We start from the raw sequence: 18139 nt of genomic DNA on the forward strand, positions 1-18139 counted from the left end.
CGTGATCGCGGAATATTCGTCACTCATCACCCTGATCGCCCTCACGGCGATTCTCGCCTATAGCTTCTACGCCGTGCTCATCGCCGGCCAGTTGAGCTTGGCGCAGGTAGGGCTCGCCTCGTTGGCGGCCTTCACCTCGGCGCTTGTCGTACCCTCCGAGCCACTATTTGGCTTCATCCCGCCGCTCGTCATTGGCATCGTGTTCGGCATGTTTGTGGGTGCCTTCGCCGCGTTTATCTTGGGTCTGCCCGTCATTCGCCTTCGTGGCGTGTTTCTGGCGATCGCCACTCTCGCCTTCGGCGAAATGGTGCGGATCTTTCTGATCAACCAGACGTGGACGAACGGTGCGCAAGGGTTGAGCTTCGCCAAGCTCGTTGGCCCTGGCGTCGCCTGGATCGCGTTGATCGTCGTGGCGTACTGGTTCTGGCGCCTGTCTGGTTCCCGCCTTGGGCGAGCGTTCGCCGCAATTCGCGAAGATGAACTGGCCGCGACCACCATGGGCATCGACGTTCCTCGGTACCGGATGGCGTCGTTCGTGATCGCCGGAGCAGTTGCGGGCCTCTATGGCGTGCTTCTCGCGCACTTCTCCCGTTTCGCGGATCCGAACGAGTTCTCGTTTACCGCTGCGGTTGATGGGCTTGTCACGGCAGTCGTCGGCGGTGTCACGCTCTTCATTGGCCCCGTTCTTGGTTCCGCTTTCCTCAGTTTGCTTCCTGAAGTGCAGCGCGCGATCGGAATTGATGCCGGGTGGATTCGCCCCACGATTTCGGGTGTGCTTCTTCTTGTCGTGATCCTCTTTCTTCCCGGTGGCCTCTCGGGGCTTATCCCGGTGCGAAAATCGGCCAAGCGTCTGAACGTCGATCCGTCATTCCAGCCCACGCTGCCTGCCCTGCCCGCTGTTGGTTCCGAACTCGTCAGCCTGAGCGGTCTCGGCAAGTCGTACGGGGGCGTGCACGCCGTGCAATCTGTTGATCTCACGGTGAATGCCGGCGAGGTGCTCGGTCTGATCGGGCCCAACGGCGCAGGAAAGACCACCCTCGTGAACATGGTGACCGGCCTAACGCCGCCAACGACGGGAACCGGCAACGTTCTCGGCGTTCCTCTCACCGCCAGCACGAAAGCTCACCGCCTGGCGCAAGCCGGAGTGGCGCGCACCTTCCAGCAGATCAAGCTCTTCAACCGCCTCTCGGCGCTCGAAAACGTGCTCGTCGGCGGCTACCGCATCACGCAGGACACACTGTTGCGTCGGCTGTTCTTCTTGCCCTCAGCTCGGCGTCTCGAGCGTGAAGCCGTCGCGATGGCTTCCGCCCAGCTGGTCCGCGTGGGCCTCGGCGAGAAAGCCGCGAACGCCGCCGGTGACCTCTCCTACGGCGACCAACGTCGACTGGAGATCGCCCGCGCGCTCGCCTCTCATCCCTCTCTCCTCGTGCTCGACGAGCCCGCAGCGGGAATGAACCATGTCGAAGCAGCAAGCCTGTCGGAGCTCATTCGTTCGCTGGCGGCCGACGGCATCGCAGTGCTCGTCATCGAACATAATGTGCGGATGATGCTGGCCACGTGTGACCGCATCATGGTGCTGAACTTTGGTGAGATCATCGCCTTCGGAGAGCCGAGCGAGATCGCTCGGGACCCGCGCGTGCTCGAGGCCTACCTCGGATCAGCGGGCTCCGATGAGGATGTCGAGGCGGCATCCGTGCTCGCCTCCGAAACCCTCGCCCACGTTGTCGATGACCGTGCAGCCGAGCACCCCGAGCATGACGGTGCTGCTGCGGCCGACGACGCGACTACCCCGGAGGAGAACCGATGAGCGACCCGATTCTGAGTGTCACGGGCCTGCAGGTCAACTACGGGCGCGTGGAGGCCGTGCGCGACGTGTCCTTCGAGGTGCCGGTCGGCTCGCTTGTCACGCTCGTCGGCGCCAACGGTGCAGGCAAGACTTCGGTGCTCAACGCCGTATCGGGGCTCTTGCGCCCGCGCCAAGGTGTCATCACTTTCGAGGGCACAGACGTCACCAAGTGGCCGGCGCACCGCCTAGTGAAGGCGGGGCTCGTGCAGGTGCCGGAAGGTCGCGAGATCTTGGGCACCCTCACGGTTGCCGAGAACCTCACTCTGGGTGGCTGGCACCGCAGCAACAGTGCGATGCACGCAAAAGTGGCTGAAGTCTACGAACGATTCCCCGTGTTGTTTGAGCGTCGCAAACTGCATGCTGGCGCGCTATCGGGTGGAGAGCAGCAGATGCTGGCTATTGCTCGCGCTCTGATCGCTGAGCCGAAGATTCTCCTGCTCGACGAACCGTCGATGGGGCTGGCTCCGAAGATCGTCGACGAAGTGTTTAGGGTGATCGAAGAGATCCGGCAGACCGGCACCACGGTCGTTCTTGTCGAACAGAACGCCCGCCGTGCCCTCGCCGCCGCCGACTACGGTTACGTCTTAGAGACTGGTGAAGTGTCGCACTCTGGCCCCGCCCATGAACTGCTCGCTGACGAGAAGGTCATCGAGGCCTACCTCGGCCTCGACTAGGGCAGACAGCGAAAAGACCCGCAACACCCCTGTCCGTTGTGCGACGAGGATGCTGCGGGTCTAGCCACGCAGTGGGGCGACCTGTGCGGTCGCCGCCACCGCAACTACGGCTGACTGCGGATGATCGAAATAGGCCCCGACTGATCGCTCGCTGTCGTCAGTTGGTGCGAAGCGGCATTCGTTGCCTTCGCTTCGGCATCGTCGCTGTCATCGTCGTCCCCGAGCACGTTGAGCGATTCCGTGGCTTCTCCGCGGTCGATGCTGGTGGCCAACGGAACCTCTTTGAGGAACATCAGCAGCACGGCCGAGAGCAGAACCAGCGGCACCATGTAGAGGAACACCGGTGCCAGCGAATCGTTGTAGGAGCTGACGATGATCTCGCGCAGTGCATCCGGAAGATCGCGCACAGCAGCTGGCGTCAATGAGTTGGTGTCGCCGGTGGCGCCAGCGGCAGTCGCCGGAAGGCGGGTGCTCAGCAGATCGGTGAGACGAGCAACGAACAGGCTGCCGACGACTGCGGTGCCAATTGAGGCACCAATCTGGCGGAAGTAGTTGTTGGATGCCGTAGCGGTGCCGACCTGCGAGTTGGGGAACGTGTTCTGCACGATAAGCACCAGAATTTGCATGCTCATGCCGATACCGAGGCCCATCACGGCGAGGTACGAGCAGAGAATCCAGAGGGGGAGGTCGGGCGTCATAGTGGAGAGCAACGCCAAACCGGTAGCGAGAACAAAGGCGCCCGTGATCGGTAGCCACTTGTAGCGGCCGGTGCGACTAACCAGTTGGCCCGCCGTTACCGAACTCAGAAGAAGCGCACCCATCATCGGAATCATCAAGAATCCGGCCTGGGTCGCATTCACACCCGTCACCATCTGCAAGTACGTCGGCATGTAGGCGAGGGCACCGAACATGGCGATACCGGTAATCAGGCCGGATGCCGTCGTGAGAACAAAGTTGCGTTCCTTGAACATGCCCATGGGCATGATCGGCTCGGCGGCGGAGCGTTCCACCATCACGAAGGAGAAGGCGGCGACAACGGCGATGATGATTAGCGAGATGATGAGCAGCGAATCCCAGTCGTACTGTGTGCCACCCCAGGTTGTCGTGAGAACAACCGCTGCCGAAGCAATGGCGAGCAACACCATGCCGGCGACATCGATGGTCGGCTTGCGCTTGTTGTGTTTCGGGAGCTTGAGCAGGGTGACAGCAGCGAGGATCGCTAGGGCACCGAGCGGGAGGTTCATCCAGAACGCCCAACGCCATCCGATCGACTCAGTGAACCAGCCACCGAGTAGTGGCCCGGCGACGCTCGCGAGAGCAAATACGCCACCGATCGCGCCCATGTAACGGCCACGCTCGCGCGCGGGAATCACATCGGCAATGATCGCCTGCGACAAAATCATGAGGCCACCGCCGCCGAGTCCCTGAACGGCGCGGCCGACGATCAGCCAGGTCATGTCGGGGGCGAGCCCGCCGACAACAGAGCCAATCATGAAGATAGAAATTGCTCCGATGAACAGACCCTTGCGACCAATGAGGTCACCGAGTTTTCCGTAGACGGGCATCATGATGGTCGCAGCCAGAATGTAGGCCGTCGTGACCCACAGCATGTGGTTCACGCCATCGAGCTCTCCCACAATGGTGGGGAGTGCGGTGCTGAAGATGGTTTGGTCGAGAGCTGAGAGCAGCATCGTCACCATGAGACCCACGAACAGCAAAAGGATGCTGCGCTTCGTAGCGGGATCGTTGAAGGATTCGGGAGTGACGTCGGCGACAGGTGGTTCGTTGGTGGTTGTCATTGAAGTGTGTTCAGTGTTTCTCGTGTAAGTCCGATCGCGCGAAGGTACATGGAGTCGATGTCGGCGGTAGCGCCGGCAGCAATCCATTCCTTGACTGCGATTCGAACGGAGGCGACGCAAGTGGCTACGGCAATTTCGGCGACGTGTTCGGGGTCGCGGGGGAGCGTAGTTTCTCGCTTATTGAGGAATTGGACGACGGCAGCAGCCATCGTGCTGTTCAGTTGCGTGAATTGGTGAATCTGTCGGCTCAACAAACGCGGGTGTTCTTGAACAAGAGCCATCCGCTGAGTTTTGAGCTGGGTACGAGCGGCCATCGGGCCAAAGATGTGAAACATGGTGGAGACGATCGCAACGACCAAGTCATCGGTTTCTGCGCCGGCGACTCCAGCATCAATCGCGCGCTGAACTTCTCCCATGTCCTGAGTTCCGAGGATGGCATCCTCTTTGCTCTCGAAATAGTTGAAGAAGGTGCGCGGCGAGATGTCTGCACGGTCGCTGATCATGTCGACCGTGGCGCCATCAAGCCCTTCAGCCGTGACGATTTCAACCGCGGCAGTTTCGATGCGCAGTCGCGTTTCGATTCGTTTGCGGTCGCGGAGACCGAGGGCAGGAGTATCAGGCACTCAGCAATAATTGCAGAGACTGCAAAAATGCACAACTGCAAAAAACTGGGAGAGTGCTTAGAGCTCCGCGCCGGCTAGAGCGTGATGGATTCGCCCGGTTGCAGAATCGTCAGTTCGCCACCATGGCCAGCCATGGCATCCGTAATTCTGGCGGCCGAGAGGGCAAGTCCCTTGTCGGAGAGCACGGCATCGTGCGTCTGAATTGCCCGCTTCGGGGCTAGCTCCGTCACGTAATCCATGACCTCACTGATCTTCAGCCACGGAGCGCCGGCGGGGATCGCGGCGGCCGCCACAGGCTTCGGCGGCACTGTGAAGGAGTCTCCGCCGTACCAAAACTCGCCATTCACGAGCACTCCGAGGTTGTCGATCATCGGGATCGAGGGATGGATGACGGCATGCTCGCCGCCGAAGAATTCGAGGGTCCAGACGCCTGCAGTGATCATCGCGCCGTCAACGACTGTCGTGATGTTCCAGTTCGTGGCAGCGGCCGCGACTCCGGCAGGACCGAAGATGGGCGCGTCGGGATTGTTGTCGCGAATGCGCTCGAGTTGCTCGTCGGTCCAATGGTCGGGGTGTTGGTGGGTGATCACGATGGCGGTCACGTTGTCGAGCGCGGGAAGTGGCTCGGTGAACCCGCCGGGATCGATGACGAGGCGCTCATTCTGGTGTTCGAGAACGAGGCAGGCATGCTCATACTTGGTGACCTTCATGCTTTGAGCCTAAGCCTGTGGTGCGCTCGATGCGAGACAGTGCGACATACTGAAGTGTGGAGTCGATCAAACCCCTGCGTCTAGTTGTCGCGATCAATCCCACAGCATCGTTTGGCCGCGGCAAGAACGTGGGCCCGCGTGCTGTTGAAGCGTTGCGTGCGCTCGGGCATGATGTGACTGCCCTTGAGCAACCTAATTTCGCTTTGCTGTTGAAGCGCGGGCGAAAAGCGGTCGCTAAAAAGCCAGACGCACTGCTGGTGGTTGGCGGCGACGGCATGGTCAATTTGGGCACCAATTTGGTGGCAAAAACCAAAGTGCCGTTGGGTATCATTCCGTCGGGCACTGGCAATGACATGGCTCGAGGTCTCGGCATCCCACTGTCTGATGTGGATGCCGCTGTCGCGAGTATTGTGCGCGGCCTGGCGAGGCCGCCGCGCGCGATCGATGCCGGCAGCGTTACCTATGTGGATGACGCCACGGGGTCGGCCGCGACCCGCTGGTTTGCGTGTGTGCTCTCCGCCGGTTTTGATGCGATCGTCAACGAGCGTGCGAACCTCATGTCGTGGCCGCGCGGTGCCAGCCGCTACACGGTCGCGCTTCTCATCGAACTGTTGCGCTTGCGCCCTATCCATTACAAGCTCACCCTCGACGATGTGGTGATTGAAACCACGGCGGCGCTTGTCAGCGTGGGCAATAACGTGTCGCTCGGTGGCGGCATGAAGGTGACGCCTGATGCGATTCTGGATGACGGCCTCGCCGATGTTCTCGTCGTCGAAGCCTTGTCACGGTTGGCTTTCTTGCGCGTCTTCCCGCGCGTCTTCAGCGGCAAGCATCTCAGTGACCCGCGCGTGACGGTCTATCGGGCTAAGCGAATTCGTATCGAGTCCGAGGACATCATGGCGTACGCCGATGGGGAGCGCTTTGCGGCGCTGCCAATCGATATCAAGATGGTTGCCGGTGTGCTGAACGTGCTGGATCAGCGGCCGTAGCCAGCGCCTGCTGGTGTCTCGCTAGGCAGTAGGGGATGCGGCGTCGGTGGCGATGCACGCGTAATCAGTCATGAGCGTGCCATCGTCGGCGGAACGCTCGGAGATGATGAATTCCTGGTCGGGGCGCGCTGTGCCATCCGCGACTGTCTCTTTGAACGCGCTGAACGTGTCAGAGCAGGCTGAGGAGACAGCGTTCTGCAAGCCGCCGGCGTCGGTGATGGCACTCTTCTTGAGTTCGCCCTTGCCGATCACAATGTGGCTGTGATCTGTGGTGCACGGGGTCACTTCTGCTTCGCTGAGGTCGCTTCCCTCTACGAACGTAAAGCAGTCATTGACGAGTAATTCGGTGGAGCCGATGATGGTCGGCTCGAGCACTTGGCCACTGTCATCGCGGGGAATTTCAGGGGAGAGGAGTGAGCACCCCGTGAGGGCGGCGACAGCCGCAACAGCAATAAAAGTGGCAGTGGTGGCGCGCGTGAAGGCAGTCAAAAATGATCCTGTGATTATAAATTGGCAGAAGTGGGAAAAGTAGCGCCAAAGGTGTGGCATACTTTTCTAGTTGTTGTGAGGCCCCATCGTATAGAGGCCTAGTACGCCGCCCTCTCACGGCGGTAACACGGGTTCGAATCCCGTTGGGGTCACAGTAGCAAAATCCCGGTCTCGTTCGTGTGAACAAGACCGGGATTTTATCGTTAACGGGACACCCAATTCAGGGGGTCAATTGCGCCTTCATTGCGCGGTACCCGCGGTAGTGCCGAGTTCAGTGTTGAGCTGGCTTGGGCGAATCATCCGGCCGACGCAACCCTTGCTTCGTGATGAATTCTCGTTACGGTGGAGGGGTGCGTAACTTCAGCGCAGTCGGGATGTGATGGACATGTTTATGGGTGGAAACGGCCAGTGGGTTCGCGCCCGCAACGAGGCCGGAGCCAAACTTTTTCTTCAAGAGAAACAGCTGGAGGCCGAACGTCATGCGGCCTCTCGGGCTCGCTCCCGAGCATTCTGGAAGCGAACCCGTCGACGGGTGCGTGAATCGTGGCAACGCTGGCGGGCTAAGCGTCACTCACGCTGAACGCCAATCACGTTGAACGTGCTTACTCCGCGATGAACTCGAGAATGTCGCGGCCGAGTTGCTCCTGGTAGTCGCCATAGATGCCGTGGGGCGCTCCCGCATACACCTTGAGCGTTCCGTGTTTCACGAGCGCTACGGCCTTGTGGGCGGCATCGTTGATGGGCACAATCTGATCGTCGTCGCCGTGCGCGAGCAGGATGGGAACATCCAGTGCCTTCAGGTCTTCGGTGAAGTCGGTTTCGGAGAATGCCTTCACGCAGTCGTAGGCAGCGGCCAGATTGACGTTCATGCCTTGGCGCCAAAACTCGCGCTTAGCACCCTCTGACACGGCGGAGCCTTCGCGGTTGGCGCCGAAGAATGCCTCGGTCAAGTCAATGTAGAACTGCGACGCATCCTTCAATACACCCGCACGGATGCCATCAAATGCTTCCAGGGGCAAGCCATCGGGGTTGGTGTCACTGATCACCATCTGCGGCGGCACAGCACCGGCAGTGATGACCTTCGCGACGCGGCCGTTGGCGTGCTGAGCGGCATAACGGACCACTTCACCGCCGCCTGTTGAGTGGCCGATGACGACAAGGTTGCTGAGATCGAGATGTTCGACGAGCTCAGCGAGATCGCGGGCATAGGTATCCATGTCATTGCCGGTGTACGTCTTGGAGGAGCGACCGTGTCCGCGGCGGTCGTGCGCGATAGCGCGGTAGCCGTTGTCGGCGAGCAGTTTGATTTCGACTTGCCAAGCATCCGAGGAGAGAGGCCAGCCGTGGCTCAGCAGTACCGGCTGACCGGCACCCTGATCGGTGTAGTAAATCTCTGTTCCATCGGAGGTGGTGAAGTAGGGCATTGCGGGTTCCTTTCGCGTGGTGGGGAGAACTCTGTCTCAGGCTAGAAAGCCAATCGCTGTTGCGCGTGCCCCCACGAGTCCTAGTCAGCTACCCGCAGAGGCCCGCGCCGGACTAGATTTACTAGTGCGGGAATTGGGAAAGGACCCCTCGTGGCCGATCAACAGGGTGCGCTCGGTGAGTACTTGTGCGCTCGCCGCGGAGGGCTCACGCCCGAGCAAGTAGGGTTGCCTGCTGACCCTCAGCGCCGTGTCGCCGGGCTGCGTCGTGACGAAGTCGCCGCGCTCGCGGGCATCAGCCGCGAATACTACGTTCGGCTCGAACAGGGCCGAGATGATCGCCCGTCGATGCAAGTGATCAGTGCTCTCGCGCGAGCGCTTAAACTCGACGAATTTGCTGTCCGCTACCTCGTTCGATTGGCAACGCCTCAAGCGCCTCGACCGCAAGCAGCGGGGCCGTTGCCGGATGCCATCACCGGCCGTCTACTCGAACAGTGGCCAGATAGCCCCGCTCTCGTTCTCGACCCTAACCGCGACATTGTCGCTAGCAATTCACTGGCGCGAGCTCTTGTTCCCGAGAGTTTTCAGGTCGGAATGAACCTCATGCTCAATACCTTCTTGCCTGGGGCTCGCACGCGGCATCCTCATTGGAGCGGTCTCGTCTCTGATCACGTCGCGGCGCTTCGCTTCTACAGTGATCCGACGGATCCGCGTCGGCAAGAGATCGTCGCTCAGCTGCTGCGTGAACAGCCCGAGTTTGCTCGCTGTTGGGCGCGCCATGACGCTCGACCGTTCAGCGACAGGACCTTTCGTGTGCCGATTGCGGGGGTCGGGGAAGTGGAACTCAACATCCAACTCTTCTCGCTGCCGGTGCATTTTGGCTACGAGCTGATGGTGGTGTTTCCCACCCCCGGATCGCCCGCCGCCTCCGCTCTCGCGTACCTCGCCGCTCGCGGTACTGGGCCAGGCGTTACCCCCACACGTTTTAGCGAGCCAGACTCACCAACGCGCTAAATCGTCGTGGTGGGTGGCCCCACCGGGGCTAGGCTGCCGCGACCGTCGCGCCCTACGGTGAGCACATGAACGAAGATGTCGATCTCGCCATTGAGCGCCAACGTGCTCTGGCGACTGCGCACCTCAGGAACTGGCGCGAAGTGCCAGCAGTGCTGCTGGATCGGCATCTTGAGGTGCTCGCCTCGAACCCGCTCGCTCGAGCGCTCTCCGCCAGTTTTGAGAGGGGCGTGAACCTCGCTCGTTTCACCTTTCTCGAGCCCACTGTCGAGCGCAGCGGGGCATCCTTCACCGCGGCGGCAACCCAGATCGCCGGGATGCTCAACGACTCGCTCGCGCTTCATGAGAGCGATAGCGAATTTCGGGAGATAGTGGGTGAGCTTTCGGCCAAGAGCCCCACATTTTCCGAAGTGTGGGCGAAAGAGTCGATCGGAGCGCAGGTGACGGGCACCGTCAGCTTTACTGATACCGGCGTTGGCACGCTCAGCCTGGGCTATAGCCTCGTGAGAATCCCCGAAGACACCGACGACTATCTACTCGTTTTCTGCACGACCGATGATGCCGCGCAGTCGCATCTCGATTCACTGATAGCGCTCATTGCGCATGATCCTCCGTCTTGCGGTAAGGGCTGACGAGGCTCCACGTGAGAAGCAATTAGGCATCAGGTGATAACTGGTCGGAACGGAAAGCGGATGCCCCCGGCCGTCGAATCGACACGAGGTACGCGATCGCGGCAGCAGCGTGAGTGTCTGGCTCGACTAGGTAGGTCACGAGATATTGGCCGGGAGCATTCGAGACTTCGAGGGCTTGCCACCGAAATTCGACCCAGCCGATGGGATCAAGGAGCACGTGGAGTGTGCCTCCCGTATGAGGTCGCGCCTCGTGCCGAGCCCAGAGTGGTCGAAAGCTTCGGTAGGTCGTCGACAAATAGCCGACGACCTCGTGCAGCCGCGGATCATTGGGGTCGCTTGAGAATCGAAGTGCAGCGAGCATTTGGTTGAGAATAGACTCCCAGCCCTCCAGCACCGCGGCAGGCTGTTCCTCCTCGATCGCGCGGGCGTAGCCGCCGAAAGCATCGATGAGTTGATTGTGCCCCGGTTGTACTTCGGGACTGAGGGCGCGCATCAACTGATTGGAGGCGAGCACATCATGGTTGCGATCAAAGAGGTAGGCGGGGGTGTGCGACCAGTAGTCGAGCAATCCCAGTACCGACTCCGACAGCGGATGCGAACGCATCGTTTGTGACCCCGGGCGCGCTAGTCGAAAGAAATAGTCGCGCGCATCGTCATCCAAGCGCAGCGCTCGCGCCAGCGCACTGAGCACTTGGTCGGAGGGGTGCTGATCGCGGCCCTGCTCGATGCGCACGTAGTAATCGGCGCTGATGCCCGCGAGTTCGGCGACCTCTTCCCGACGAAGACCCGACACTCGCCGACCCGCCGCGGCGGGCAGTCCAACGTCGGTGGGCTGCAGCGAATCCCTTCGCGCTCGCAGATAGCTGGCGAGCGGATTCGGCTCGTGGGCCATCGGGTCTCCTCGTGCTCTCGGCAGCGTGCTCAGTGCTGAATCTAGTACACGATTCGTAACAGAAAGTAGCGAGAAGACACATGCTCGACGCGTGCCGCGATGAGGCTCAAGATAGGGCTCACACCCCATCCGGAATCCTGACTCACGAAGGAAAGCGACCATGCCGCATCTCACTGCCACGCCCACTGCGATCGAGAATCGCTGGGCGGCTAGCGCCCGCCCCACCACACCAGAGGGCTGGCTTCAGCGCGCTCAAGAAGTGTCTGACATCCTGGCCGCAGATGCGGTTGAGCGAGATGTCGCCAACCAGCCGCCGCACGCCGAAGTGGCGCTTCTCAAGAACTCAGGGCTCGTCACGCTGCTCGGACCGGCCGAGCATGGCGGCGGTGGGCAGGAGTGGGAGACCACCTACAAGGTCATCCGCACGATTGCGCGGGGTGACGGCTCGATCGGTCAACTGCTCGGCTACCACTACCTCTGGGCGTGGGCGGCGCGCCTCGTCGCCACCGACGAGCAGATCGTCGCCGTGGAGAAGCACTACACCGAGAACAACTACCTCTTTGGCGGTGCGGTGAATCCCCGCGATTCTGATTTGCTCGTCACGGACGAGGGCGACGGGATCGTCTTCACCGGCAACAAGTCGTTCTCGACGGGCGGTGTCGTTTCGGATCTCACCGTGCTCGAGGGAATCCTCGAAGGAACCGACACTCATGTTTTTGCTATCGTGCCGACAGACCAGCCAGCAATCGTGTTCAACGGCGACTGGGACAATCTTGGCCAACGACTGACCGAATCCGGCTCCGTACAGATCAATGGCGTGCGCACCGGATGGTCGTCAGCGCTGGGCTTCGTGAACAAAGAGTTTCAGCCGCTCACCTACGGCACTCTCAACGTGCCCGCGATCCAGTTAGTCTTTGCGAATTTCTATCTCGGCATTGCGCAAGGAGCGATTGAAGCCGCCTCGTCGTACACGCGCACCAAGAGCCGCGCTTGGCCCTATGGCGGTGACACCAAAGCGCACGCGAGCGAGGAGTGGTACATCCTCGAAGGCTACGGTGAGCTTCAATCGAAACTCTGGGCGGATGAGGCCCTGCTCAATGCTGTCGGCGCCGAAATCAGTGCGGTGCTTCACGCGCCGCGCACCGAGCTCACCGAACGCCGCCGTGGCGAAATCGCCGTGCGCATTGCAGCCGGGAAGCTGCGCATCAGCGACGACGGCTTGGAGGTCGCAACGAAGGTGTTCGAGCTGACGGGTGCTCGGGCATCCGCCAACTCAGTGGGCCTCGATATTTTCTGGCGCAACCTGCGCACCCACAGCCTGCACGACCCGGCGCCGTACAAGAAGCGCGAAGTCGGTCAGTATGTGCTGCTGAACGAAGTACCAGAACCGAGTTGGTACACCTAAGCAGCGTTGGGCGCTGAGTGCAATTAGCCCTTGACTGCGGCGTCAACAGCCTCCGGCAGATTTTCTAGACGACTCGTCTCGATGTATTCGTCGTTCACGAAGAAGGTGGGAGTGCTGTTGACGCCCAGCTCAACGCCGGCGTCGAAGTCGGCCTCGACACGAGCCTGAGTCGCAGGGTCGGCTACTGCGGCATCGTAGGCATCCATATCGAGCCCGAGTTCAACGGCGAGCGCACGAAAGGCATCCGTCTGCGGGGGAGTGCCGCCGGCCCAGGCGCCCTGAGTTTCGAAGAGGCGGTGGTACATGGCCTCGAACTCGCCCTGCTGGGCAGCAGCCTCGGCCGCGATGGCGGCATCCATCGAGTTGAGGTGGCTCGGCAGCGGAAAGTAGCGAACGACGTAGTTGATATCTCCGTCGTACACTTCGCGCAGGGCCTCAACATAGGGGTAGAACTGACCGCAGGCACCACATTCGAAGTCGAGGAATTCGACAATGGTGACCGCATCGGAGCCGACATCGTCGACGTAGTTTGAATCGCTCGCTACAGCGGAGGCGAGTTCGGAGGAGTCCGAGCTGGTGCTTGCTGTGTCGGTATCGGCGTTCTTCGCCGTCACGTACACAAAGACGAAGGCGGCGACGAGAGCGAGGATGCCCAGTGCAGCAAAGGTGGGCAGGAGGGCTTTCTTCACACGAGACTCCGAACAGGCTGGGATTGACGGCCAGCGCCCATTGCTGAGCGCGAATCAAGGCTATGCGAAAGTCGAGCCGCGCGGAGGCCGTTTAGGATGACCACCAGTTCGGCGAGCTCGTGCACGAGCACCACACCGGCCAGGCCGAGAACGCCCGTGAGCGCCAGGGGGAAAAGACCCACGATGATCGCAAGCGACAGCACGATGTTTCCCGTCATGATGCGACGCCCGCGCCGAGCATGAAGCAGCGCCACCGGAATGAGTCTCAGGTCGCTGCCGGTGAAGGCGACATCCGCAGACTCGACCGCCGCTGCCGAGCCTGTCGCACCCATCGCAATGCCCACGTCGGCGGTGGCCAGTGCTGGCGCGTCGTTGATACCGTCACCGATCATTGCCGTGGGGGACTCCTGGGAGAGCGCGGCGATCGCGTCGGCCTTGTCGGCGGGAAGGAGTTCGGCGCGCACATCGCTGATCCCAGCTTCGGCTGCAATCGTCGTTGCCGTTCTGGAATTGTCGCCGGTGAGCATGAGGGTGCGGATGCCCGCGCTCGCCAATTGCGAGACAGCCTCCGCAGCGTCGGGCCGCAGTTCGTCGCGGATGCCGAGTAGCCCGATCACGATGCCGGAGCGTTCGATGGCCATCACGGTCATGCCGTCGTCGGCGAGGCGAAGGGCGGCTGGCGAAAGCTCGCCGGCGTCCATCCAGCGGGTGCTGCCGGCACGCACGGAAACGCCGTTCACGGTGCCGGATATTCCGCGGCCGGCATCCTCTCGTACCTCTAGTGCTTCGGGGTGGTCGGGACATGCAACCAGGACCGCGTGAGCGAGCGGGTGGGTGCTGTGGGTTTCGAGCGCAGCGGCGATGCTCAGCACCTCGTCACGCGTCACCCCATCGACGGTTTCGACGGCAATAATGGTTGGCTGGTTTCGCGTGAGCGTGCCGGTTTTGTCGAAAGCAACGGTGCGGATGCTGCCCATGCGTTCGAAGGCGGCGCCCGATTTCACGATGATTCCGAGCTTGCTCGCGGAGCCGATCGCCGAGATGACCGTTACAGGAACGGCGATCGCGAGGGCGCACGGCGATGCGGCCACAAGCACGACGAGCGCTCGTTCAGTCCAGAGCTCGGGGTCGCCGACGAGGAAGCCGAAACCAACAATGGCGGCGGCGACTCCCAAGACGATCGGCACGAGAGGACGAGCGATTCTGTCGGCCAGTCGAGCACGAGCGCCCTTGCGCCCATTCGCTTCTTCGACAAGGCGCACGATGGTTGTCAGGGAGTTGTCGGTGCCAGCCGCAGTGGTGCGGATGCGCAACGAACCTTCACCGTTGATCGAACCGGCGAGCACAGCGTCGCCGGTGTCTACCGCGGCGGGGAGCGATTCGCCCGTCACGGCGGAGGTATCGATGCTGCCTCGGCCGCTCACCACGATGCCATCCGAGGCGACGCGCTCACCGGCGCGCACGACAAGAACGTCACCGATCACGATGTCGCGAGTCGGTACGCTCAGCTGGGCCCCGTCGCGCTCGACCACTACCGCGTCGGGAATAAGCGCGAGAAGAGCGCGCAATCCTTGGCGTGCGCGATCCATTGCACGATCTTCAAGAGCTTCGGCGATGGAGAAAAGGAAGGCGAGGGCGGCAGCCTCGCCAACATGACCAAGGAGCACAGCACCGATGGCGGCAATTGTCATCAGCAGCCCTACCCCGAGGGAGCCGCGGAGCAGGCGACGCACTGCACCGGGCACAAACGTTGTTGCGCCCGCGAGGAGGCTCAGAAACTGCAGGGTGAAGGTGACCCCGTCAGTGACTCCGGACCAACCCACAATGACGGATGCCGCGAGAAGCGCTCCCGAGGCTGCAGGCAGCGCGAGGGCTCGGTCTTTCCACCACGGCGCGACGGCAGCGTCCACTCGACGTGACGCTGGAGCTGCGTCAGGCGTGGTGCCGGCGGTAGCGGTGCCGAGCAGGGTTACGGACTCGGTGCCGCGTGACTTGAGCGGAGCATCCACGCCACAGCACTCTTCGCTCATGCGGTCACCTCGGCGGTCGTGTTGGGGGTGCAGCAGAACGGATCGTTGCAGTTGTCGCCGGCGCACGGTGTGCCGTCGTCGACGGCGAGCACGACGTTGAGGAGGTCGTTGAGGGCGTGGGCAAGGTGGGGGTCTGAAATGTCATAGCGGGTCGAGCGACCTTCGGGTGTTGCGACGACGAGCCCGCAGCCGCGCAGACAGGTGAGATGGTTGGAGACGTTGCTGCGCGTGAGCTCAAGGTCGTGCGCCAGTTGCACGGGATATCCGGGCTTCTCGAGCAATGAGACCAGAATGCGGGCACGAGTGGGGTCAGTCATGGCTCGGCCTAGGCGGTTCATGACATCGACACGAGAAGCAATGGTCAGCATCCACTGACCATACAGTGACCGCTGATCATATATCCACGGGCGAAACTGTGAATTTTCCCGTATTGAGCGAGCGCGCGTCGGCTATCATGGGCCATGCGAAGGGGAGTATCCCACCTCGTTGTACTCGTCAATACGAACCGCTCAGTAGCGGTTCCGGGGCAACGGCATCCACGTCTCTGGCGGATGCGGGAGAGACTTTCGAGTCTTGCTACGCCTCGAAACCCTTGAACGGATTCTTTTGACTACTCTGCCTATTTGGTTTGAAGTGACGTCGATGTCAGTGCTGCTGATCATTTTGACGGCCGATCTCATCATGGCTTACAAACGCCCGCACATTCCGAGCACCAAGGAATCAGCATTGTGGGTTGGTTTCTATGTGAGCCTCGCCCTCGTTTTCGCCCTCATGATGTTCCTGCTCGGTGATGTTGAACAGGCCGGCCAATTCATCGCCGGCTGGGTCACGGAATACAGTCTCTCGATCGACAATCTCTTTGTCTTCGTGATCATCATGGGCCGTTTCTCGGTGCCGCGAAAGTACCAACAAGAGGTGCTGATGGTCGGCATCCTGATCGCTCTCGTGCTGCGTGGAATCTTCATTCTGCTCGGTGCGCAATTGATCGAGAACTTCAGCTTTATCTTCTACATTTTTGGTGCGTTTTTGCTATACACAGCCATCCGTCAAGTGTTCGAAGACCACGACGACATGGAACAGACCGAGAGCGGCATCATCCGCTACTTGCGCAGACACATCAATATTTCCCCGAACTTCGACGGTGGCAAAGTGCGCACCGTGATCGACGGCAAAAAGGTCTTCACACCGATTCTCGTGGTCTTTATTGCGCTGGGAATTACGGACCTCGTGTTCGCGATCGACTCGATTCCGGCCATCTTCGGAATCACGACCGACCCCTTCATCGTGTTCGCGGCCAATATCTTTGCTCTGATGGGCCTTCGCCAGTTGTACTTCCTTCTTGGCGATCTCATCGACAAGCTCGAGTACCTGCACTATGGCATCGCCTTCGTGCTGGCCTTTATCGGTGTCAAGTTGTTCTTCCACGCCATGCACGTCAATGAGCTGCCGTTTATCAACGGCGGAGAGCCGATGTTGTGGGCACCCGAGATCGGCACCTGGACCTCGCTCATCGTGATCCTTGCCGCAATGGCCGTTGCCGTCGTGGCGAGTCTCGCCAAGATGCGCCGCGACAAGAAGCGTGAGCTCGCCGAACTCTCGGTCGACTAAGCGGTATTTCCTGCATACGCGAATGCGCGGTGGGGCACCTCGAGCATGAGCTCGCCGGTGCACCACCGCGCGTTTCGTTTGCGGAGCGGTGAGTTATCCCGCAGTAACAAGGCGCGACTGCGCGAGGCGCTCTGCGGCGTCCAAGGTGGTGATGCCCTGGGCTGCGGCATCGCGGAAGATAGTGGTCACGGTGTCACCGATGGCCTCGACGCGCTTCGCAATGGCGTCGGCATCCGCATCCGGCTCCGAAGCCATATCGAGGTAGATCACACCGCCACCGTTCACGACGAAGTCAGGTGCCCAGAGGATGCCGCGTTCAGCAAGGGCTTCGGCGCCGTCGTGCTGGGCAAGCTGGTTATTCGCGGCTCCGACAACACCGCTGACGTTGAGTTCGCGGATGACGCGGGGGCTGAGCGCGCCGCCCATGCCACACGGGATGTAGAGGTCGGCAACCACGCTGTGCGCTTCGTCGGCGTCAACCCAGTTGGCGTCGAGTTCTGCCGCGAGCAGCTTGCGGTCGAGATTGACATCGGTGACGGTGAGCACGGCGCCGGCGGCGGTGAGGGAACGTGCCAAGCGGCCGCCGACCTGGCCGAGCCCAGAAATAACGAGGTGGCGACCGGCAAGATCGCGCGTACCGAACAGTGCTTCGCAGGTGGCGAGGATGCTCGCGTGCACACCTGCAGCAGTCGCATCCGCCGGCTCGCCAGCGCCGCCCTGATCAGCGGGAAGGCCGCAGACGTGCTCGGTGCGCTCAGCAACGATTGACATCAATTCGGCACTTGTGCCGACATCTTCCGCCGTCATGTAGGCGCCGTTGAGGCTCTCGATGGCGTCACCGAGATCGAGCATCGCATCGCGCTTCTGATCCGCAGTGAGGGTGACACCCATTGGAATGTGGATGACCGACTTGCCGCCACCACGGTTGAGGCCAGCGGCAGAGTTCTTGAGCGTCATTGCGGCGGAGAGGCGCAGGGAGTCAGCGACAGCATCGGTCCAGTGCGGATAGTTCCACATTCGCGCACCACCGAGGGCTTGGCCGAGAACGGTGGAGTGAACGGCAACGGTAATGACAAGCCCGGAGCGTTTGCCCGTTGAAATCAGAACGTTCTCATGCGTGAAATCCGCATTTTCGAGAGCGGATACGGGGGCTTCTAGCGTCGTTGATGCGTGCGAAATCATGAACTTCTCCTGCGTGTGGGCCTTGTGGGCAAAACAACAAAATGGCAAGTGGTGGTAGCGCGAGGGTGGTGCGCTCTGGTCAGCATACCGCCGGGGTTCGGCGGTGTCGCCTATTCATTGCTACCTTTTGATTTGGCAC

Annotated in this window: 17 protein-coding genes and 1 tRNA gene; 8 read left to right on the forward strand and 10 right to left on the reverse strand. The window is 61.3% G+C overall.

Annotated elements, in window-relative coordinates:
* The first annotated feature begins 1 nt into the window (after position 1).
* Complete coding sequence (locus I6E74_RS05710; protein ID WP_307784392.1) at positions 2-1807, forward strand: branched-chain amino acid ABC transporter ATP-binding protein/permease; 1806 nt, start codon at positions 2-4, stop codon at positions 1805-1807.
* The gene (locus I6E74_RS05715) at positions 1804-2520 is read left to right on the forward strand and encodes an ABC transporter ATP-binding protein (RefSeq protein ID WP_197123777.1); all 717 of its coding nucleotides are present in this window, start codon (positions 1804-1806) and stop codon (positions 2518-2520) included. The genes I6E74_RS05710 and I6E74_RS05715 overlap by 4 nt, the downstream gene beginning before the upstream one ends.
* A gap of 104 nt (positions 2521-2624) precedes the next feature.
* Here the strand turns inward: I6E74_RS05715 and I6E74_RS05720 are convergent, their stop codons facing one another.
* The 3 genes from I6E74_RS05720 to I6E74_RS05730 all read right to left on the reverse strand — a co-directional run bounded on the left by I6E74_RS05720 (position 2625) and on the right by I6E74_RS05730 (position 5652).
* Positions 2625-4319 carry an MDR family MFS transporter gene (locus I6E74_RS05720; RefSeq protein WP_197123867.1) on the reverse strand — a complete coding sequence of 565 codons (1695 nt, stop codon included), beginning with the start codon at positions 4317-4319 and terminating at the stop codon, positions 2625-2627.
* On the reverse strand, positions 4316-4942 hold the full coding sequence (locus I6E74_RS05725; protein WP_197123781.1) for a TetR/AcrR family transcriptional regulator: 627 nt from the start codon (positions 4940-4942) through the stop codon (positions 4316-4318). The genes I6E74_RS05720 and I6E74_RS05725 overlap by 4 nt, the downstream gene beginning before the upstream one ends.
* A 74-nt stretch (positions 4943-5016) precedes the next feature.
* Positions 5017-5652, reverse strand: a complete 636-nt coding sequence (locus I6E74_RS05730) for an MBL fold metallo-hydrolase (protein ID WP_197123869.1) — start codon at positions 5650-5652, stop codon at positions 5017-5019.
* Between the two features lie 56 nt (positions 5653-5708).
* Between I6E74_RS05730 and I6E74_RS05735 the strand changes: the two genes are divergently transcribed.
* Positions 5709-6641, forward strand: coding sequence for a diacylglycerol kinase family protein (locus I6E74_RS05735; RefSeq protein ID WP_197123871.1), 933 nt, complete (start codon positions 5709-5711; stop codon positions 6639-6641).
* Positions 6642-6662: 21 nt separating this feature from the next.
* Here I6E74_RS05735 and I6E74_RS05740 read toward each other — a convergent pair whose 3' ends face one another.
* Positions 6663-7130 carry a hypothetical protein gene (locus I6E74_RS05740; RefSeq protein WP_197123873.1) on the reverse strand — a complete coding sequence of 156 codons (468 nt, stop codon included), beginning with the start codon at positions 7128-7130 and terminating at the stop codon, positions 6663-6665.
* 79 nt (positions 7131-7209) lie between these two features.
* Between I6E74_RS05740 and I6E74_RS05745 the strand changes: the two genes are divergently transcribed.
* A tRNA-Glu gene (locus I6E74_RS05745) sits at positions 7210-7282 on the forward strand.
* 450 nt (positions 7283-7732) lie between these two features.
* Here the strand turns inward: I6E74_RS05745 and I6E74_RS05750 are convergent.
* Entirely contained in the window at positions 7733-8554 is an 822-nt protein-coding gene (locus I6E74_RS05750; RefSeq protein WP_197123874.1) for an alpha/beta fold hydrolase, read from the reverse strand.
* Between the two features lie 150 nt (positions 8555-8704).
* Here I6E74_RS05750 and I6E74_RS05755 point away from each other — a divergent pair, with 150 nt between their 5' ends.
* Together I6E74_RS05755 and I6E74_RS05760 are read left to right on the forward strand one after the other, a co-directional pair.
* Positions 8705-9565, forward strand: a complete 861-nt coding sequence (locus I6E74_RS05755) for a helix-turn-helix domain-containing protein (protein ID WP_197123875.1) — start codon at positions 8705-8707, stop codon at positions 9563-9565.
* Positions 9566-9630: 65 nt separating this feature from the next.
* Complete coding sequence (locus I6E74_RS05760) at positions 9631-10194, forward strand: hypothetical protein (protein ID WP_197123877.1); 564 nt, start codon at positions 9631-9633, stop codon at positions 10192-10194.
* A gap of 22 nt (positions 10195-10216) precedes the next feature.
* Here I6E74_RS05760 and I6E74_RS05765 read toward each other — a convergent pair whose 3' ends face one another.
* Complete coding sequence (locus I6E74_RS05765; RefSeq protein WP_197123879.1) at positions 10217-11086, reverse strand: helix-turn-helix transcriptional regulator; 870 nt, start codon at positions 11084-11086, stop codon at positions 10217-10219.
* 160 nt (positions 11087-11246) lie between these two features.
* Here I6E74_RS05765 and I6E74_RS05770 point away from each other — a divergent pair, with 160 nt between their 5' ends.
* Positions 11247-12491, forward strand: coding sequence for an acyl-CoA dehydrogenase family protein (locus tag I6E74_RS05770; protein ID WP_231601136.1), 1245 nt, complete (start codon positions 11247-11249; stop codon positions 12489-12491).
* Positions 12492-12514: 23 nt separating this feature from the next.
* On the opposite strand, the gene I6E74_RS05775 is transcribed toward I6E74_RS05770, so the two are convergent.
* Genes I6E74_RS05775 through I6E74_RS05785 form a run of 3 tightly spaced genes read right to left on the reverse strand, consistent with a single transcriptional unit; the run spans position 12515 to position 15578 of the window.
* Positions 12515-13180, reverse strand: a complete 666-nt coding sequence (locus tag I6E74_RS05775) for a thioredoxin domain-containing protein (protein WP_197123882.1) — start codon at positions 13178-13180, stop codon at positions 12515-12517.
* Positions 13177-15210, reverse strand: a complete 2034-nt coding sequence (locus I6E74_RS05780) for a cation-translocating P-type ATPase (protein ID WP_197123884.1) — start codon at positions 15208-15210, stop codon at positions 13177-13179. The genes I6E74_RS05775 and I6E74_RS05780 overlap by 4 nt, the downstream gene beginning before the upstream one ends.
* Entirely contained in the window at positions 15207-15578 is a 372-nt protein-coding gene (locus tag I6E74_RS05785) for a helix-turn-helix transcriptional regulator (protein WP_197123886.1), read from the reverse strand. Before I6E74_RS05785 ends, I6E74_RS05780 begins: the two co-directional genes overlap by 4 nt.
* Before the next feature lie 274 nt (positions 15579-15852).
* Here I6E74_RS05785 and I6E74_RS05790 point away from each other — a divergent pair, with 274 nt between their 5' ends.
* Positions 15853-16818: a TerC/Alx family metal homeostasis membrane protein gene (locus tag I6E74_RS05790; RefSeq protein ID WP_231604888.1), complete on the forward strand. Its 966-nt coding sequence runs from the start codon at positions 15853-15855 to the stop codon at positions 16816-16818.
* 93 nt (positions 16819-16911) lie between these two features.
* Here I6E74_RS05790 and I6E74_RS05795 read toward each other — a convergent pair whose 3' ends face one another.
* Positions 16912-18000: a Glu/Leu/Phe/Val dehydrogenase family protein gene (locus I6E74_RS05795; RefSeq protein WP_197123890.1), complete on the reverse strand. Its 1089-nt coding sequence runs from the start codon at positions 17998-18000 to the stop codon at positions 16912-16914.
* Positions 18001-18139: the final 139 nt, after the last annotated feature.

Origin of the sequence: Salinibacterium sp. SWN139 (assembly GCF_015864625.1) — a bacterium.
Taxonomy (GTDB): domain Bacteria; phylum Actinomycetota; class Actinomycetes; order Actinomycetales; family Microbacteriaceae; genus Rhodoglobus.

What these genes read in the sequence shown, in the direction of transcription:
- I6E74_RS05765 (WP_197123879.1), bottom strand. Translation starts at nt 11,086, where the DNA reads ATGGCCCACGAGCCGAATCCGCTCGCCAGCTATCTGCGAGCGCGAAGG.
- I6E74_RS05715 (WP_197123777.1), top strand. Translation starts at nt 1,804, where the DNA reads ATGAGCGACCCGATTCTGAGTGTCACGGGCCTGCAGGTCAACTACGGG.
- I6E74_RS05720 (WP_197123867.1), bottom strand. Translation starts at nt 4,319, where the DNA reads ATGACAACCACCAACGAACCACCTGTCGCCGACGTCACTCCCGAATCC.
- I6E74_RS05750 (WP_197123874.1), bottom strand. Translation starts at nt 8,554, where the DNA reads ATGCCCTACTTCACCACCTCCGATGGAACAGAGATTTACTACACCGAT.
- I6E74_RS05790 (WP_231604888.1), top strand. Translation starts at nt 15,853, where the DNA reads ATGTCAGTGCTGCTGATCATTTTGACGGCCGATCTCATCATGGCTTAC.
- I6E74_RS05770 (WP_231601136.1), top strand. Translation starts at nt 11,247, where the DNA reads ATGCCGCATCTCACTGCCACGCCCACTGCGATCGAGAATCGCTGGGCG.
- I6E74_RS05760 (WP_197123877.1), top strand. Translation starts at nt 9,631, where the DNA reads ATGAACGAAGATGTCGATCTCGCCATTGAGCGCCAACGTGCTCTGGCG.
- I6E74_RS05785 (WP_197123886.1), bottom strand. Translation starts at nt 15,578, where the DNA reads ATGCTGACCATTGCTTCTCGTGTCGATGTCATGAACCGCCTAGGCCGA.
- I6E74_RS05730 (WP_197123869.1), bottom strand. Translation starts at nt 5,652, where the DNA reads ATGAAGGTCACCAAGTATGAGCATGCCTGCCTCGTTCTCGAACACCAG.
- I6E74_RS05780 (WP_197123884.1), bottom strand. Translation starts at nt 15,210, where the DNA reads ATGAGCGAAGAGTGCTGTGGCGTGGATGCTCCGCTCAAGTCACGCGGC.
- I6E74_RS05795 (WP_197123890.1), bottom strand. Translation starts at nt 18,000, where the DNA reads ATGATTTCGCACGCATCAACGACGCTAGAAGCCCCCGTATCCGCTCTC.